Source organism: Streptantibioticus cattleyicolor NRRL 8057 = DSM 46488 (assembly GCF_000240165.1).
Lineage (GTDB): Bacteria > Actinomycetota > Actinomycetes > Streptomycetales > Streptomycetaceae > Streptantibioticus > Streptantibioticus cattleyicolor.
The window spans coordinates 413,458-426,277 of the sequence record NC_017585.1 but is presented as its reverse complement, the minus strand read 5'-3'; the positions used below and the strand labels follow the sequence as shown (position 1 = coordinate 426,277).

Here is a 12,820-nt window from a genome sequence, read left to right as displayed (position 1 = left end):
ATCGTGGAGCACACCAGCCGCACCGGGCCCGCCGGGGCCGGATGCCCGGCGTCCGGCCTGTTCACGGCCGCCTTCACCGCCGACCCCTGGCCGGTCTACGCCCGGCTCCGGCGCACCGCACCGGTGCACCGCGACCCCGCCACCGGTCTGTGGCTGGTCAGCCGCTACCACGACGTACGGCGGGTGCTGCTCGACCCGGTCCGCTTCCGGCCGGACAACACCCTCGACGCGGTGGTGCGCCTGTCGGTGCCCGCGCTGCGCGAACTGGCCGCCGCGGGGTTCGACCTGCCGCCCACGCTGGCCAACAACGGCTCGCCGGGCCACGCGGGGCTGCGCCGGCTGGTCGGCCGGCTGCTCTCCGGCGGCCGGGTCGCCGCCGCGGTGCCCCTGGTGACCCGGCTCGCCGAACGCCACCTGGACCGGGTGGAGGCGGAGTTGGCCGCGCACGGCCGCTGCGACCTGGTGGCCGCCCTCACCCGTGACCTGCCGTTCGCCGTCATGCTCGAAGTGCTCGGCCTGCGCGCCGACGTCGAGGCGGACGACGGGGTCGACCTGGCCACCCTGGCCCGCTGGAACGACGCCTCCCTGGAGCTGTTCTGGGGCTTCCCGGAGCGCTCCCGGCAGCCCCGACTGGCCCGGCTCGCGGCCGGTTTCCACCGCTGGCTCGGCACGCTCGCCGACCGCGCCGAGCAGGCCCGGCCGGGCCTGCTCGGACTGCTCGCCGGCCACCGGCACCCGGACGGCACCCCGCTGGACCGGCGGGAGATCGTCGCGGTCTGCTACTTCATGGTCATCGCCGGTCAGGCGACCACCGGCCAGATGCTCGCCACCATGCTGCTGCGCGCCCTGCACGACCGCGTGCTGTGGCCGCGACTGGGCCGCGAACCGGGGCTCGCCGCGCTGTGGGCCGAGGAGATGCTGCGCCGCGAGCCGCCGCTGACCACCTGGCGCCGGATCACCGCGGGCCCCGCCGAGATCGGCGGCGTCCAACTCCCGCCCGGCGCCCCGCTGTTGCTTCTGCTCGCCGCCACCGGATCGGACCCCGTGGTCTTCGACGCCCCCGAGGAGCTGCGTCCCGGCCGCCCGCGCGGCCGGGAGCACCTGTCGTTCGGCATCGGACGCCACCGGTGCCCGGGCGCCGCGCTGGCGCGGATGGAGGCCGAGGTGGTGCTGCGGTCGGTCTCGGCACGGCTGCCCACGCTGCGCCCGGTGCGCCCGCCCGGCGAGACGCCGCTGCTCGGACTGCTGTCGTTCCGGGCGCCCACCGAGGTGCTGGTCGAACGAAGCTGACGTAGCGTCAGCTCAATCGTCCGGCCGGGCCGCGGCGATCACCGACACCGCCCGCGCCACCTCCTCGTCGGTCAGATCCGCGCGGGCGGTCAGCCGCAGCCGGGAGAAGCGGTCCGGCACCGACGGCGGCCGGAAGCAGCTCACCTCCACCCCGGCGGCCCGGCAGTTCTCCTGCCACGCGACCGCCGCCCGGGCCGACTCCGCCCGCACCGACACCACCGCGGCGCCCCCCGCGGTCACCGTCAGCCCCGCCGCCGCCAGCCCCTCCCGCAACCGGGCCGCCACCTCCCGCACCCGCACGGCCCGCCCCGGCTCCCGTTCCAGCAACCGCAACGCGGCCAGCGCGCCGCCCGCGCACCCGGGCGCCAGACCGGTGTCGAACAGGAAACTCCGCGCGCTGTTGAGCACGTGCTCCACGACCCGGCGGGACCCGAGCACCGCCCCGCCCTGCGCCCCGAGCGCCTTCGACAACGTGGTCGTCATCACCACGTCCGTCTCCCCGGCCAGCCCCGCCCCGGCCAGCGCGCCGCGCCCCCGTTCGCCCACCACGCCCAGCGCGTGGGCCTCGTCCACCAGCAGCGCCGCCCCGTGCCGGCGGGCGACGCCGAGCAGCCCGGCGAGATCGGCCGCGTCCCCGTCCACGGAGAACACCGACTCGGTGACCACCACCGCCCGCCGCTGCCGCCGCCGCGCCAACACGTCCTCCACGGCGGCCAGTTCGCCGTGCGCCGTCTCCGCCACCGCGGCCCCCGACAGCCGTCCGCCGTCGATCAGCGAGGCGTGCGCGTGGCCGTCCATCACCACCAGGCTCCCCGGACGGCACAACGCGGTCAGCGCCCCGACGTTGGCCAGATAGCCCGAGGAGAAGACCAGCGCGGCCTCGGTCCCGCAGAACCGGGCGAGCCGTTCCTCCAACTCCTCGTGCAGCGCGGTCGTCCCGGTCACCAGCCGCGACCCGGTCGACCCGGCCCCCCACACCCGGCACGCCTCCGCCGCCGCGGCGCACACCTCGGGATGGCGGGCGAGCCCCAGGTAGTCGTTGCCCGACAGGTTGACCCCCGACCCGACCGGTCCGCGCGCCCGGGCCGTCCGCCGCAGCCCCGCCCGCTCCCTGCGCCGCGCGGTGTCCGCCAGCCAGTCGAAGACCGCCTCACCCCGCACGGCACCGGCCTTGCGGGGGCGGGCCGAGGACGAGGCAGCCGTTGTGGCCGCCGAAGCCGAAGGAGGTGGACAGGGCGGGCCGGGCGGTCCAGCGGCGGGGGGCGCCGGTGACCAGGTCGAGGGGGCCGAGGCCGGGGTCGGGTACGACGAGGCCGGCGACCGGGGGGATCAGGCCGTGCGTCAGGGAGAGCACGACGGCGGTCGCCTCCAGGGCGCCGCTCGCCCCGAAGGCGTGTCCGGTGGCGCCCTTGGCCGAGGTGACCGGCGGCCCTTGGGCCCCGAAGACCGCGGTGAGCGCGCGGGCTTCGGCGAGGTCGCCCTGTCGGGTGCCGGTGCCGTGCGCGTTCACCTGGCCGATCGCGGCCGGGGCGAGACCGGCGTCGCGCAGCGCGAGGGTGACGCAGCGGGCCGCCGCGGAGCCGTCCGGCAGCGGTGCGGTCAGGTCGTGGGCGTCCGCCGTGGAGGCCGCGCCCAGCACCTCGGCGTGGACCCGGGCGCCGCGCTCCAGCGCCGTCTCCCACGCCTCCAGCACCAGCACCGCCGCGCCCTCGGCGACCACGAACCCGTCCCGCCCGGCGTCGAAGGGGCGGGCCCGGCCGGTCGCCGACAGCGCCCGCATGGTGTGGAACCCGGCCATCACCGTGTCGCTCATCGCGGCCTCGGTGCCGCCGGCCAGCACCGTGTCGCACACCCCGGCCGCGACCAGCCGGGCCGCCGAGCCGATGGCGTGCGTACCGGCCGCGCACGCCGTGGTCACCGTCTCGCACGGCCCCCGCAGTCCGAACCGCCGCGACACCGTGGCCGCCGCCGCGTTGGGCATCACCATCGGAACGGTGAACGGCGAGACCCGCTTGCCCCCGCGTTCCGCGCGGATCAGCACCTGGGCCTCCAGCGTGGTCACCCCGGCGAGCGCGGTGCCGAGCACCACACCCGCGTCCCGCCCCGCCGGGCGGGGGTGTCCGGCGTCCGCCACGGCCAACTCCGCCGCGGCCACCGCGAACTGGGTGAACCGGTCCGCGTGCCGGGCCTCGACGCGATCGAGCCACGGCGACGGATCCCAGCCGGCCACCGGACGGTGCCCGGGCGGCGGCGGCTCCAGCAGCGCCCGCCACAGCGCGCCGGCCCCGACGCCCGCGGCCAGCACGCTGCCCACGCCGGTCACCACGACCCGGCGGCCCGCCCTCACGACAGCCCGCGCACCAGGTCGCAGGCGTCGCCCACGGTCCGTACCCGTTCCACCTCGGCCTCCGGCACCTCGACGCCGAACTCCTCCTCCAGCGCCATGACCACCTCCACCAGGGTCAGGCTGGTCGCCCCCAGGTCGTCGGTGAAGGCCGCGTCGGCCACCACCTCCCGCGGCGGCACCTGGAGCACCTCCACCACGCACGCGACGACCCGCTCGAACATCCCGTCGTCCATCCCGTCGTCCATCCCGTCCCCCCCGGCCCACGCCGCCGCCGTCCGCGACGGACATCCAACTACACGCCCGGCGCCGGGGGGAGACCGGAACTCGCCGCGTTGCGACGGGTGTTCGCCCTGGGCCGAGCCGGCCGCGGGGGCGTGCGGGGTGACGGCAGGATGCCGTCATGGAACCGGTCTTCGTCCTGATACACAGCCCCTCGGTGGGCCCGTCGACCTGGCAGCCCGTCGCGGAGCGGTTGCGCGCGGCCGGACGCCGGGTGCGGGTGCCGTCGCTGGCCCGGGCCGGTGCGGGGGCGCCGCCGTTCTGGCCCCGGGCCGTCGAAGCCGTCCGGGACGGCCTCGGCGATGTCCCGGCGGACCAACCGCTGGTGCTCGTCGCGCACAGCAACGCCGGGCTCTTCCTCCCCGCCGTCCGCGCGGGCCTGGACCACCCGGTGGCCGGTTCGGTCTTCGTCGACGCCGCGCTGCCCGCCCGCACCGGGCCCACCCCGGTGGCCCCGCCCGAACTGCTGGACTTCCTGCGCCCGTTGGCGGTCGACGGCGTCCTGCCCCGCTGGACCGACTGGTACGACGAGGCGGACGTCGCCCCGATGTTCCCCGACCCCGCGACCCGTAAGGCCGTCGAGGCGGAGGAGCCCGCCCTGCCGCTGTCCTACTACCAGCAGCGGATCCCGGTCCCCGTCGGCTGGGACGACCACCCCTGCTCCTACCTGCTGTTCGGCCCGCCGTACGACGGCCTCGCCGACGAGGCGCGGGCGCGCGGCTGGCGCGTCGGCCACCTGCCGGGCGCGCACCTGCACCAGCTCGTCGACCCGGACGGCACGGCCGGCCACATTCTCCGGCTCACCGCCGGCCACGGGTGATCCGCGGTCAACGCCCCACCGGCCGCTGGAACCACGCCACGTCCCAGAACCTCCCGAACTTGCGGCCCACCTCGCGGTGGACCCCGCACGGCTGGAAGCCGAAGCGCCGATGGAGGCGTTCGGAGGCCTCGTTGGGCACGGTGACACCGGCCAGCGCCTGGTGGACGTCCTCGTCGGCCAGCGCGGTGAAGAGCGCCTGGTACAGCAGGCCGCCGACACCGCGCCCGACGTGTTCCGGTGCCAGGTAGACGCTGGTCTCCACGGAGGTGGCGTAGGCGGCCTTCGGCCGGAACGGGCTGCTGGTGGCGTAGCCGAGGAGTGCGCCGTCCTCCTCGGCGACCAGCAGCCGGTGCGGGCCGTGCGCGGGGTGCGACGTCAGCCAGCCCCGCCGTTGCTCCGGGGTGAACGGTTCGGTGTCGAAGGTGACCGGGGTCCCGGTGACGTAGTGGTTGTAGATCCGGGTCAGCTCGTCGAGGTCGTCCTCGCCCCCCGGCCGGATCAGGGTCCGCGTGGCGTTGCCGTTCACCGTGATGCTCATCGCCCGACGGTAACCGGGACGCGTTACGGGAGCGTTTCGCGGGGCGGCGGGGCGGCGGTCGCGGCGGGTGTCCACATCGCGGGACAGGCGATCGGAATGTGAACGGCCGTTGCCTTGTTGCAGGTTGACGCGACATGTTCGAAGCGTTGGTGAGGTGGCATCCGTGGATCTGATGGTGAACGACAAGGTCTTCCTGGTGACGGGGGGAACCAAGGGGCTGGGGCTGGCGACGGCGCGGGTGCTGCGGGAGGAGGGGGCACGGGTGGTGGTCTCCTCGCGGGACGCCGCCGCGGTCGCTCAGACCGTCACCGCGCTCGGCGGACCGGAACACGCCGCCGGGGTGGCCGCGGACAACGCCGCCGCGGACACCGCCGACCGCCTGGTGGAGACCGCGCTGCGTGACTTCGGACGGCTGGACGGCGCGCTGATCAGCGTCGGCGGGCCGCCGACCGGGCAGGTCTCGGACATCACCGACCAGCAGTGGCGCGACTCCTTCGAGTCGGTCTTCCTCGGTGCCCTGCGCATCGCCCGCGCCACCGCCGCCGTCCTCCCCGAGGGCGGGTCGATCGGCTTCGTCCTGTCGCTGTCGGTGAAGTCGCCCTGGCCCGGCATGGGCGTCTCCAACGGGCTGCGCCCCGGCCTCGCCATGGCCGCCAAGGCGCTCGCCGACGAACTCGGGCCGCGCGGCATCCGGGTCAACGGCTTCGTCGTCGGCTCCATCGCCACCGACCGCCTCAGCCGGCTCGAAGCGGCCACCGACGACCCCGAGCGGACCCGCCGGACACGCACCGCGCACATACCGCTGCGCCGGTACGGCACCCCCGAGGAGTTCGGACGCCTGGCCGCCGTCGTCCTCTCCCCGGTGGCCTCCTACACCACCGGCAGCATGATCCACGTCGAGGGCGGCGCGCTGCGCACCCTGTGACCGGCGCTCACCGGCGGTCGACCAGCGCGGCGATTCCGGTGAGCAGGCAGTGGAGGCCGAACTCGAAGCGGGCGTCCGCGTCCGGGTCGTCCGCTTCGAGGACGCGCCGGTTGAAGTGGGGATAGCGGCCCGATTCGACGACCTGCCGTACGTAGACGCCGACCGACTCGCGCCACTCGTTCTCGGTCATGCCGGTGGCGCGCTGCGCCTCCAACTCGGCGAGTTCGGCCCCGGTGTGCCCGAGGACGTAGGTGTTGACCAGCTCGACCACCATGCCGGCGAGGGTCGGGTCGTCGGTGGCCAGGGCCGCGATGCCGAGGACGCGGTCGGTGCGGGCGACGACGTTGGGCCCGAGGGCGGGGCGCCGGGCCGCCTGCTGGGCGAGCCAGGGGTGGCGCAGCAGCGCGGCGCGGAAGCCCCGTGCCGCGTCGGCCAGTTGGGCCCGCCAGTCGTCCCCGGTGGCGGCCGGCGCGGGGTGCTCCCCGTGGACCGCGTCGACCATCAGCTCGATCAGCTCCTCCTTGCCGGTGATGTGGCGGTACAGCGACGTGGTGCCGGTGCCCAGCCGGGTGGCGATGCGGCGCATGGACAACGCGTCGATGCCGTCCGCGTCGGCCATCTCGATCGCGCACCGCACGATCTTCTCCTCGCTGAGCTGCGGACGGACGGCGCGTTCGCGCTCACGCATCCACACGAGTGTCGCTGGGCGGGATCGGGGTTCCATGGGCACAGTGTACGCGGAGGGTACGGTGTTCCCAACGAGCGGATACAGTGTTCCCACTCGGTGGGAACGCCGTTCCCGCTCCGCGAACTCCACGTCGCACACCAGGGGGTCCCATGTCTCACGTTCCCGTCGTCATCGCCGGTGGCGGCACCGTCGGGCTGGCCACGGCGGTCTTCCTCGGTCACCACGGCGTGCCGTCACTGGTCGTCGAACGCCGCCCGGCACCGTCGGAGCACCCGCGGGCCCTCGGCATCAGCCCGCGCACCCTCGAGTTCTTCCACGAGGTCGGGCTCGGCCGCGAGATGGCCGCCGCGGCCGTGCGCTCCGCCGAGTTGTGGCGGGCCGAGGCGCGCACCGTCGCCGAGATCGACCGTACCCCGGCGCCGTCCGGCCGCGCGGCACCGCCGGCCGCCTCGGCCGTCTCACCCGAGGTGCCGCACGGCCACTACCCGCAGAACCGCATCGACGCCGTGCTGCTGCCCGCCGCCCGCGAACGCGGCGCCACCGTCGAGTTCGGCGTCGCCGTCACCGACGTCGCCCAGGACGCCGACGCGGTCACCGTGACGCTCTCCGACGGACGGGTCGTCACCGCCGACCATCTGATCGGCGCCGACGGCATCCGCGGCACGGTGCGCGACGCGCTGGGCGTCACCACCACCGGGCCGGGCGAGATCGGCGACGTCACCATGAACATCCTCTTCGACGCCGACCTCGTGGGCGCCTTCGGCACCATGCCCGTGATGACCCGGATCACCCACCCCGACGCCCCCGGCATCCTGCTGGCCGTGGGCGAACGGCGCTGGGTGCTGCACGTCGTCTTCCCGGAACCGGAGCCCTCCCCGGAGCGCTGCGCGCGGGCCGTACGCACCGCGATCGGCGCCGACATACCCGTGGAGGTGGTCAGCGTGCTGCCGTGGCGGGCCATCGTGCGCATGGCCGACACCTTCCGCCGCGGCCGGGCGTTCCTCGTCGGCGACGCCGCACGGGCGGTCTCGCCGCTCGGTGCCTTCGGCCTCAACACCGGCCTGGCCGACGCCCACAACCTGGCGTGGAAGCTGGCCATGGTCCACTCCGGCCAGGCCGGGGACCGGCTCCTCGACAGCTACCACGACGAACGCCATGCCGTCGCCCAACTCGTCACCCGCCAGGCGCTGTTGCGCTGGCACGACCCCCGGCTGCACTGGGACCCGGCGGCCGTGGCGGAGCGCCGCGCGGTCGGCGCCTGGAACGCCTCCGTGGTGGTGATGGGGCACCGGTACGCCTCCTCGGCGGTGATCGACCCGGTGGTGCGGGTGCCCTCCACCGAGGACGTCGAAGCCTGCTTCGACGCGGCGCCGGGATCCCGGGTCCCGCACCGCGTCCTCGGCGGCGCCGACGTCTCCACCGTCTACCTGCCCCGGTCCCGCTTCGCCGTCCTGACCGGGCCGGCCGGCGACGACTGGTGCGCGGCGGCCGGCCGGACCGCCGCCGCGCTCGGCACCGAGGTGCGCGCCGTGAAACTCGACGCGCCCACCGCCGCCTCCATGGGGCTGCAACCCGACGGCGTCCTCCTGCTGCGCCCGGACGCCTTCATCGCCTGGCGCTCCCGTGGCCCGGCGGACACCGCCCGCCTCACCGAGGTGCTGGCCGCCGTCACCGGCCGCGGCTGATCCGTCCGGCCGTGCGGGTGGCCGGACGGGCGTCCCGGCGCGTCACCCGCACGGCGCCGGCGGGGTCAGCCCTGCATCGCCCGGGGCTCGACCACGCAGTCCGGTCCGGGGAAAATCAGCGTCTCGTGGCCGTCGTCGAAGCGGACCACGTACGGCGGCGCCCCGTCGGCGCCGCGCACCTCGACGATCTCGCCGATGGGTTCCTTCATCCCCACGGCGCGGGTGTGGATCCGGATCCGGTCGCCGACCGATGCTCGCATGGAAAACCTCCGACTCGATTGCTCTTGGGGTCACCCGCATCCGGGCACCGAATGACCACTACCCCCTCGGCGCTCCCGACGCACCCGGTGTCCGTCCCACCGGTGCCGCCGCCAACTCCCGTCCCGCCTTTCCCGCGCGGACTCCGTTCTCCCCGCGTGCTCCGTGGAATCCGGCCTTGCCCGTGCATCGCTCGTCCGGGTGAAGCCGGACGGCGGTGCGCTTGCCGGTTCCGGTGCCGGGAATCAACCGGGAAGCCCACTGGAACGATGAAAAGCCCATACGGCGTTCCGGTTGTCACCCCGTTCCCGCGAGAAACCCACGGTGTGTTTTCGTGCAACCGTGCGCCGATATGGCAGGAGGGGAAACGATGCATTCGAATTCGCTCGACGACATCGTCAATTCCATCAGGAAGGGAGAACCGGTCGTCCTGGTCCACAAGGGCACCGGCGGCTACGCCCGGCGCGACGGCGACCTCCAGATCGTCCCCACCCCGATCAGCACGGCCGACGGCCTGGACAAGCACCACGCCCACTACCTGCGCATGGACCTGGGGGCGCAGCACAAGGGGAACAACCTCTACACCTTCGAAAGCCTCCAGATCGACGACGCCGGGCACCGGGTGGACACCACACCGGTCATGATGAGCGCCAACCCCGCGGACATCAGCGGGGGGATCGTCTGGGCCCCGCGGAAGAAGATCGAGGACCACCCGGACGACAAGGAGGCGAAGGCCCAGTACTGGTACGTCATTCCGCAGGAATGCTGTGGCGGCTACGCCATTCTCCCCTATCTCGACCCGGTGTGGGCGCTGGGGCTGATCGACAAGTCCGAAAAGCTCCCGGCGTGCGGACGCCCGGTGCAGACGATCTACGCGGTGATCCCCGTCCTGTGCCTGTGGGACATCGTCGCCCCCAAGCCGGACAAGGAATGCATCCGCAACGACAAGATCCCCCAGGTGTGACCGCCGAGGCCCACGCGACCGCGGCCGCGTAGGCCGTTCCCGCCCTTCCGCGATGTCCCGTGCGCTTCCCCGGAAAAGCGTGCGGGACATGCCGCTTTCGGGGTAATGGGCGCCGTGCGGACCCGCGCCGGGACACGCTGTGCCCGGGCGACGGCCGCGGCCCGCGCAGACCGCGCGCGTCCGCGGCGGCAGGGGCGCCCGCGGCGAAGCGCGTGAGTGGGAGAGACCTTGACCCGGATCGGCATCATCCTCGGCAGCACCCGCCCCAACCGCGTCGGCGAGCAGGTGGCCGCCTGGGCGTACGCGATGGCCTCCCGCCGGGCCGACGCCCAGTTCGAACTGGTGGACCTGCGCGACCACCCGTTGCCGCTCCTCGACGAGCCGCTGCCGCCCTCGCTGGGGCAGTACCACAACGAACACACCAAGCGGTGGTCGGCCAAGATCGCCTCGTTCGACGGCTACGTCATCGTCACCCCCGAGTACAACCACGGCATCCCCGGGGCGCTGAAGAACGCCATCGACTACCTGTACCGGGAGTGGAACAACAAGGCGGTCGGCTTCGTCTCCTACGGTTCCGTCGGCGGTACCCGGGCCGTGGAGCAACTGCGGCTGGTGGCGGGTGAGTTGCAGATGGCCGACGTACGCCAGCAGGTGACGCTGTCGATGTTCACCGAGTTCGAGAGCTACAAGGTCTTCCGGCCGCACGAACACCACGTCTCGGGGCTGACCACCCTGCTCGACCAGGTCGTCGCCTGGACCACCGCGCTCGCCCCGCTGCGTACGCCGGGCGGCGGCCCCGCGCTCTGACCGCCGGGCCGCCCGTGCCGCGGGCGCCCGCGGCGTACCGCGAGCGCCCGCCTCGTGCCGGGTCACGCCGTGGGGCACTGCTTCCACGCCAGGTGGTACGTGGTGGTGATGGAACCGTCCGCGGAGTCCATCGTCATGAAGCTGGTGGTCTTCGTCGGGTCGGAGGTGCCGGCGCCGACCCGCAGCTCGGTGTTGACGTTGAAGTTGCGTTCCTCACCGCACGGTGCCCACACCAGCGAGGCGACGTCCGTGGTGTCGGTGGTCTGCCAGTCGTCGTCGAGCGCGCCGGAGAAGTCGTGCGAGATGTACGCGGTCTGCTGCATGCCCTGGAAGTAGTAGTTGGCGCGTTCCAGGCCGGTGGCGCCGTTCTCCAGGTGCGCGAAGCCGCGGTAGTCGGCCTCGGCGACCGCGTAGGTGAAGCCCTGCGGGACGTGGACGTCCAGGTCGAGCTGGCAGTTCTTGCGGAAGTCGGTGGGTGAGGCGCCGACGCCCACCTTGGCGAGGTAGTCGCTGTAGGTGACGGTGAAGGCGGTGTTGTCGGGGGAGACCGCCACCGCCGCCGTTCCGGCCGGACATCCCGAGCCGTTGACGGTCACCAGGTCGATGACGATCTTGTCGGGCGGCGGGTTCTCGATCTTCGAGGCATTCGCCGCGGGGGCGAAGCACGTGGTGACGAGGGCCGCCGCGGCGGCACCGACGAACAGGGGTCTGAGCATGGAGATCCCTTTCGGACATGGGGGGATGGCCGCGGGCCGCGCTCCGGCGCCCCGCGGCCCCCATGCCACCACCGCGGCACCGGCACCGACAGGTCAGCTTCGGCCGATTCCAGGAAAGTTGGACAGGCCGGCCGGTTTCGTCCATCGACCCCGGCCGTCCGCCGCCCTCAGCGCCCGGCGAACGTCGGCGGAACCGGCAGCGTCCCCCACCGGCCGACCGGCCAGGCCACCACGAAGGCACGCCCGACGACGTTGCCCTCCGGGACGAAACCGTGGTTGCGGTCGCGCTGGTGGTAACGGGAGTCGGCGGAGAGCTGGCGGTGGTCGCCCATCACCCAGATCATGCCCTTGGGCACGATGACCTTGAACCGGCCGCCCTGGAGGTCGTCGCTGCACGGGGTGTTCCCGGGAAACACGTACGGCTCGTCCAGCGCCCGGCCGTTGACCTTCACCGGACCGGTGCCGGAGCACTCCACGGTGTCGCCGCCGACCGCGATGACCCGCTTGATCAGGTCCTTCTCATCGGCGGCGGGCAGGATCCCGAGGAAGCTCAGGGTCTTCTGGAACGCGTTCTGATGCGGTGTCGGCTCATCGGCCAGCCAGTTGTCCGGGTCGCGGAAGACCACCACCTCGCCCCGCTGCGGCTTGGCCCCGAACCACGGGGTCAACTTGTCGACCAGCACCCGGTCGCCCAGTTGCAGCGTGTTCTGCATCGAACCGGACGGGATCGAGAACGCCTGCACGAAGAACGACTTGATCACCAACGCCAGCACCAGGGCGATGACGACCAGGATCGGCAGCTCCTTCCACCACGGCATCCGCTGCCTCGTCCGCTTGCCGTTGCCCGGGGCACGCCCCGCCGACCGCCCGGTCACCACGTCCGCCACGCTCCACTCCTCGTTCCCGGCAGGCCCCGGTCCTGCGCGCGGGAGCCTCCACCCAACACCAACGCACGCGGGTTCCCGCGAGGTTGCCTCCGCGACGGTACGCGCCGACAATGCGGACGTGCCCGGCGGGTGTAGGCCCCGCCCCGCGCGGGCACGGCTGAGGGGGGAGGGCGCAATGGCCGGATCGGGCGTGTCGCCGCGGGACGCCATCAGTTGTGGTACGTGCGGGTCCACGATGGTCTGGAACGGCCGGGAGTACGTATGCACCAACCCCAAGTGCGGAGCGACGTCATGAACGGGTCCGACGAGGAGACGGCGGAGCCGGGGCCGGCCACGCACGACGGCCTGTCCAACGAGGACCCGGCCTACTGGGCGCGCCCCCAGTTCCGCATCGTCGCGCCGGACTTCCCGCAGATCTCCATGGTCTCCTGCCCCCAGTGCCCCTGCGCCGCCTACTCCGACGGCTCCGGCCACTGGCGCTGCATGAAGTGCGGCCCGGTCTTCGTGGAGTACGGCAGCGGCCTGGAACGCCCGGACGACAGGACCTGAGTCCGTCCGGGTGCGAGGGCGCGGCGGGCGTGGTCGACTGGGCGGAAGGGGGCCGAGGCCGGCGGCG

The 12,820-nt window shown here is 73.8% G+C and carries 15 protein-coding genes; 7 read left to right on the top strand and 8 right to left on the bottom strand.

Annotation, left to right across the window (positions count from 1 at the left end):
• Window positions 1-3 precede the first annotated feature (3 nt).
• A complete protein-coding gene (locus tag SCATT_RS29480) occupies window positions 4-1,290 on the top strand; it encodes a cytochrome P450 (RefSeq protein ID WP_014151747.1) in 1,287 nt (428 codons plus the stop codon).
• Between the two features lie 12 nt (window positions 1,291-1,302).
• Here the strand turns inward: SCATT_RS29480 and SCATT_RS29475 are convergent, their stop codons facing one another.
• Genes SCATT_RS29475 through acpP form a run of 3 tightly spaced genes read right to left on the bottom strand, consistent with a single transcriptional unit; the run spans window position 1,303 to window position 3,882 of the window.
• Window positions 1,303-2,451: an 8-amino-7-oxononanoate synthase gene (locus SCATT_RS29475; protein WP_014151748.1), complete on the bottom strand. Its 1,149-nt coding sequence runs from the start codon at window positions 2,449-2,451 to the stop codon at window positions 1,303-1,305.
• The gene (locus SCATT_RS29470; RefSeq protein ID WP_410176206.1) at window positions 2,441-3,604 is read right to left on the bottom strand and encodes a beta-ketoacyl-[acyl-carrier-protein] synthase family protein; all 1,164 of its coding nucleotides are present in this window, start codon (window positions 3,602-3,604) and stop codon (window positions 2,441-2,443) included. The genes SCATT_RS29475 and SCATT_RS29470 overlap by 11 nt, the downstream gene beginning before the upstream one ends.
• A 29-nt stretch (window positions 3,605-3,633) precedes the next feature.
• A complete protein-coding gene (acpP, locus tag SCATT_RS29465; protein ID WP_014151750.1) occupies window positions 3,634-3,882 on the bottom strand; it encodes an acyl carrier protein in 249 nt (82 codons plus the stop codon).
• Between the two features lie 155 nt (window positions 3,883-4,037).
• Between acpP and SCATT_RS29460 the strand changes: the two genes are divergently transcribed.
• Window positions 4,038-4,736 (top strand): alpha/beta hydrolase family protein, encoded by a 699-nt coding sequence (locus SCATT_RS29460; RefSeq protein ID WP_014151751.1) that lies wholly within the window; start codon window positions 4,038-4,040, stop codon window positions 4,734-4,736.
• A 7-nt stretch (window positions 4,737-4,743) separates the two neighbouring features.
• Here the strand turns inward: SCATT_RS29460 and SCATT_RS29455 are convergent, their stop codons facing one another.
• Window positions 4,744-5,274, bottom strand: a complete 531-nt coding sequence (locus SCATT_RS29455) for a GNAT family N-acetyltransferase (RefSeq protein ID WP_014151752.1) — start codon at window positions 5,272-5,274, stop codon at window positions 4,744-4,746.
• A gap of 163 nt (window positions 5,275-5,437) precedes the next feature.
• Between SCATT_RS29455 and SCATT_RS29450 the strand changes: the two genes are divergently transcribed.
• A complete protein-coding gene (locus SCATT_RS29450; RefSeq protein WP_014151753.1) occupies window positions 5,438-6,199 on the top strand; it encodes an SDR family oxidoreductase in 762 nt (253 codons plus the stop codon).
• Between the two features lie 7 nt (window positions 6,200-6,206).
• Here the strand turns inward: SCATT_RS29450 and SCATT_RS29445 are convergent, their stop codons facing one another.
• The gene (locus SCATT_RS29445) at window positions 6,207-6,887 is read right to left on the bottom strand and encodes a TetR/AcrR family transcriptional regulator (RefSeq protein WP_014151754.1); all 681 of its coding nucleotides are present in this window, start codon (window positions 6,885-6,887) and stop codon (window positions 6,207-6,209) included.
• Window positions 6,888-7,036: 149 nt separating this feature from the next.
• On the opposite strand from SCATT_RS29445, the gene SCATT_RS29440 reads away from it, so the two are divergent.
• A complete protein-coding gene (locus SCATT_RS29440) occupies window positions 7,037-8,572 on the top strand; it encodes an FAD-dependent monooxygenase (protein WP_014151755.1) in 1,536 nt (511 codons plus the stop codon).
• Window positions 8,573-8,637: 65 nt separating this feature from the next.
• On the opposite strand, the gene SCATT_RS29435 is transcribed toward SCATT_RS29440, so the two are convergent.
• On the bottom strand, window positions 8,638-8,832 hold the full coding sequence (locus tag SCATT_RS29435; protein ID WP_014151756.1) for a DUF1918 domain-containing protein: 195 nt from the start codon (window positions 8,830-8,832) through the stop codon (window positions 8,638-8,640).
• Window positions 8,833-9,200: 368 nt separating this feature from the next.
• Here SCATT_RS29435 and SCATT_RS29430 point away from each other — a divergent pair, with 368 nt between their 5' ends.
• Both SCATT_RS29430 and SCATT_RS29425 read left to right on the top strand, forming a co-directional pair.
• Window positions 9,201-9,794 (top strand): hypothetical protein, encoded by a 594-nt coding sequence (locus tag SCATT_RS29430; RefSeq protein ID WP_014151758.1) that lies wholly within the window; start codon window positions 9,201-9,203, stop codon window positions 9,792-9,794.
• Window positions 9,795-10,022: 228 nt separating this feature from the next.
• Window positions 10,023-10,601 (top strand): NADPH-dependent FMN reductase, encoded by a 579-nt coding sequence (locus SCATT_RS29425; protein ID WP_014151759.1) that lies wholly within the window; start codon window positions 10,023-10,025, stop codon window positions 10,599-10,601.
• 62 nt (window positions 10,602-10,663) lie between these two features.
• Here the strand turns inward: SCATT_RS29425 and SCATT_RS29420 are convergent, their stop codons facing one another.
• A complete protein-coding gene (locus tag SCATT_RS29420; RefSeq protein WP_014151760.1) occupies window positions 10,664-11,317 on the bottom strand; it encodes a DUF4360 domain-containing protein in 654 nt (217 codons plus the stop codon).
• Window positions 11,318-11,484: 167 nt separating this feature from the next.
• Complete coding sequence (gene lepB / locus SCATT_RS29415; RefSeq protein WP_231904992.1) at window positions 11,485-12,192, bottom strand: signal peptidase I; 708 nt, start codon at window positions 12,190-12,192, stop codon at window positions 11,485-11,487.
• Window positions 12,193-12,495: 303 nt separating this feature from the next.
• Between lepB and SCATT_RS29410 the strand changes: the two genes are divergently transcribed.
• A complete protein-coding gene (locus SCATT_RS29410; RefSeq protein WP_014151762.1) occupies window positions 12,496-12,753 on the top strand; it encodes a hypothetical protein in 258 nt (85 codons plus the stop codon).
• Window positions 12,754-12,820 lie beyond the last annotated feature (67 nt).

What these genes read in the sequence shown, in the direction of transcription:
- acpP (WP_014151750.1), bottom strand. Translation starts at nt 3,882, where the DNA reads ATGGACGACGGGATGGACGACGGGATGTTCGAGCGGGTCGTCGCGTGC.
- SCATT_RS29460 (WP_014151751.1), top strand. Translation starts at nt 4,038, where the DNA reads ATGGAACCGGTCTTCGTCCTGATACACAGCCCCTCGGTGGGCCCGTCG.
- SCATT_RS29455 (WP_014151752.1), bottom strand. Translation starts at nt 5,274, where the DNA reads ATGAGCATCACGGTGAACGGCAACGCCACGCGGACCCTGATCCGGCCG.
- SCATT_RS29445 (WP_014151754.1), bottom strand. Translation starts at nt 6,887, where the DNA reads ATGCGTGAGCGCGAACGCGCCGTCCGTCCGCAGCTCAGCGAGGAGAAG.
- SCATT_RS29440 (WP_014151755.1), top strand. Translation starts at nt 7,037, where the DNA reads ATGTCTCACGTTCCCGTCGTCATCGCCGGTGGCGGCACCGTCGGGCTG.
- SCATT_RS29435 (WP_014151756.1), bottom strand. Translation starts at nt 8,832, where the DNA reads ATGCGAGCATCGGTCGGCGACCGGATCCGGATCCACACCCGCGCCGTG.
- SCATT_RS29430 (WP_014151758.1), top strand. Translation starts at nt 9,201, where the DNA reads ATGCATTCGAATTCGCTCGACGACATCGTCAATTCCATCAGGAAGGGA.
- SCATT_RS29420 (WP_014151760.1), bottom strand. Translation starts at nt 11,317, where the DNA reads ATGCTCAGACCCCTGTTCGTCGGTGCCGCCGCGGCGGCCCTCGTCACC.
- SCATT_RS29410 (WP_014151762.1), top strand. Translation starts at nt 12,496, where the DNA reads ATGAACGGGTCCGACGAGGAGACGGCGGAGCCGGGGCCGGCCACGCAC.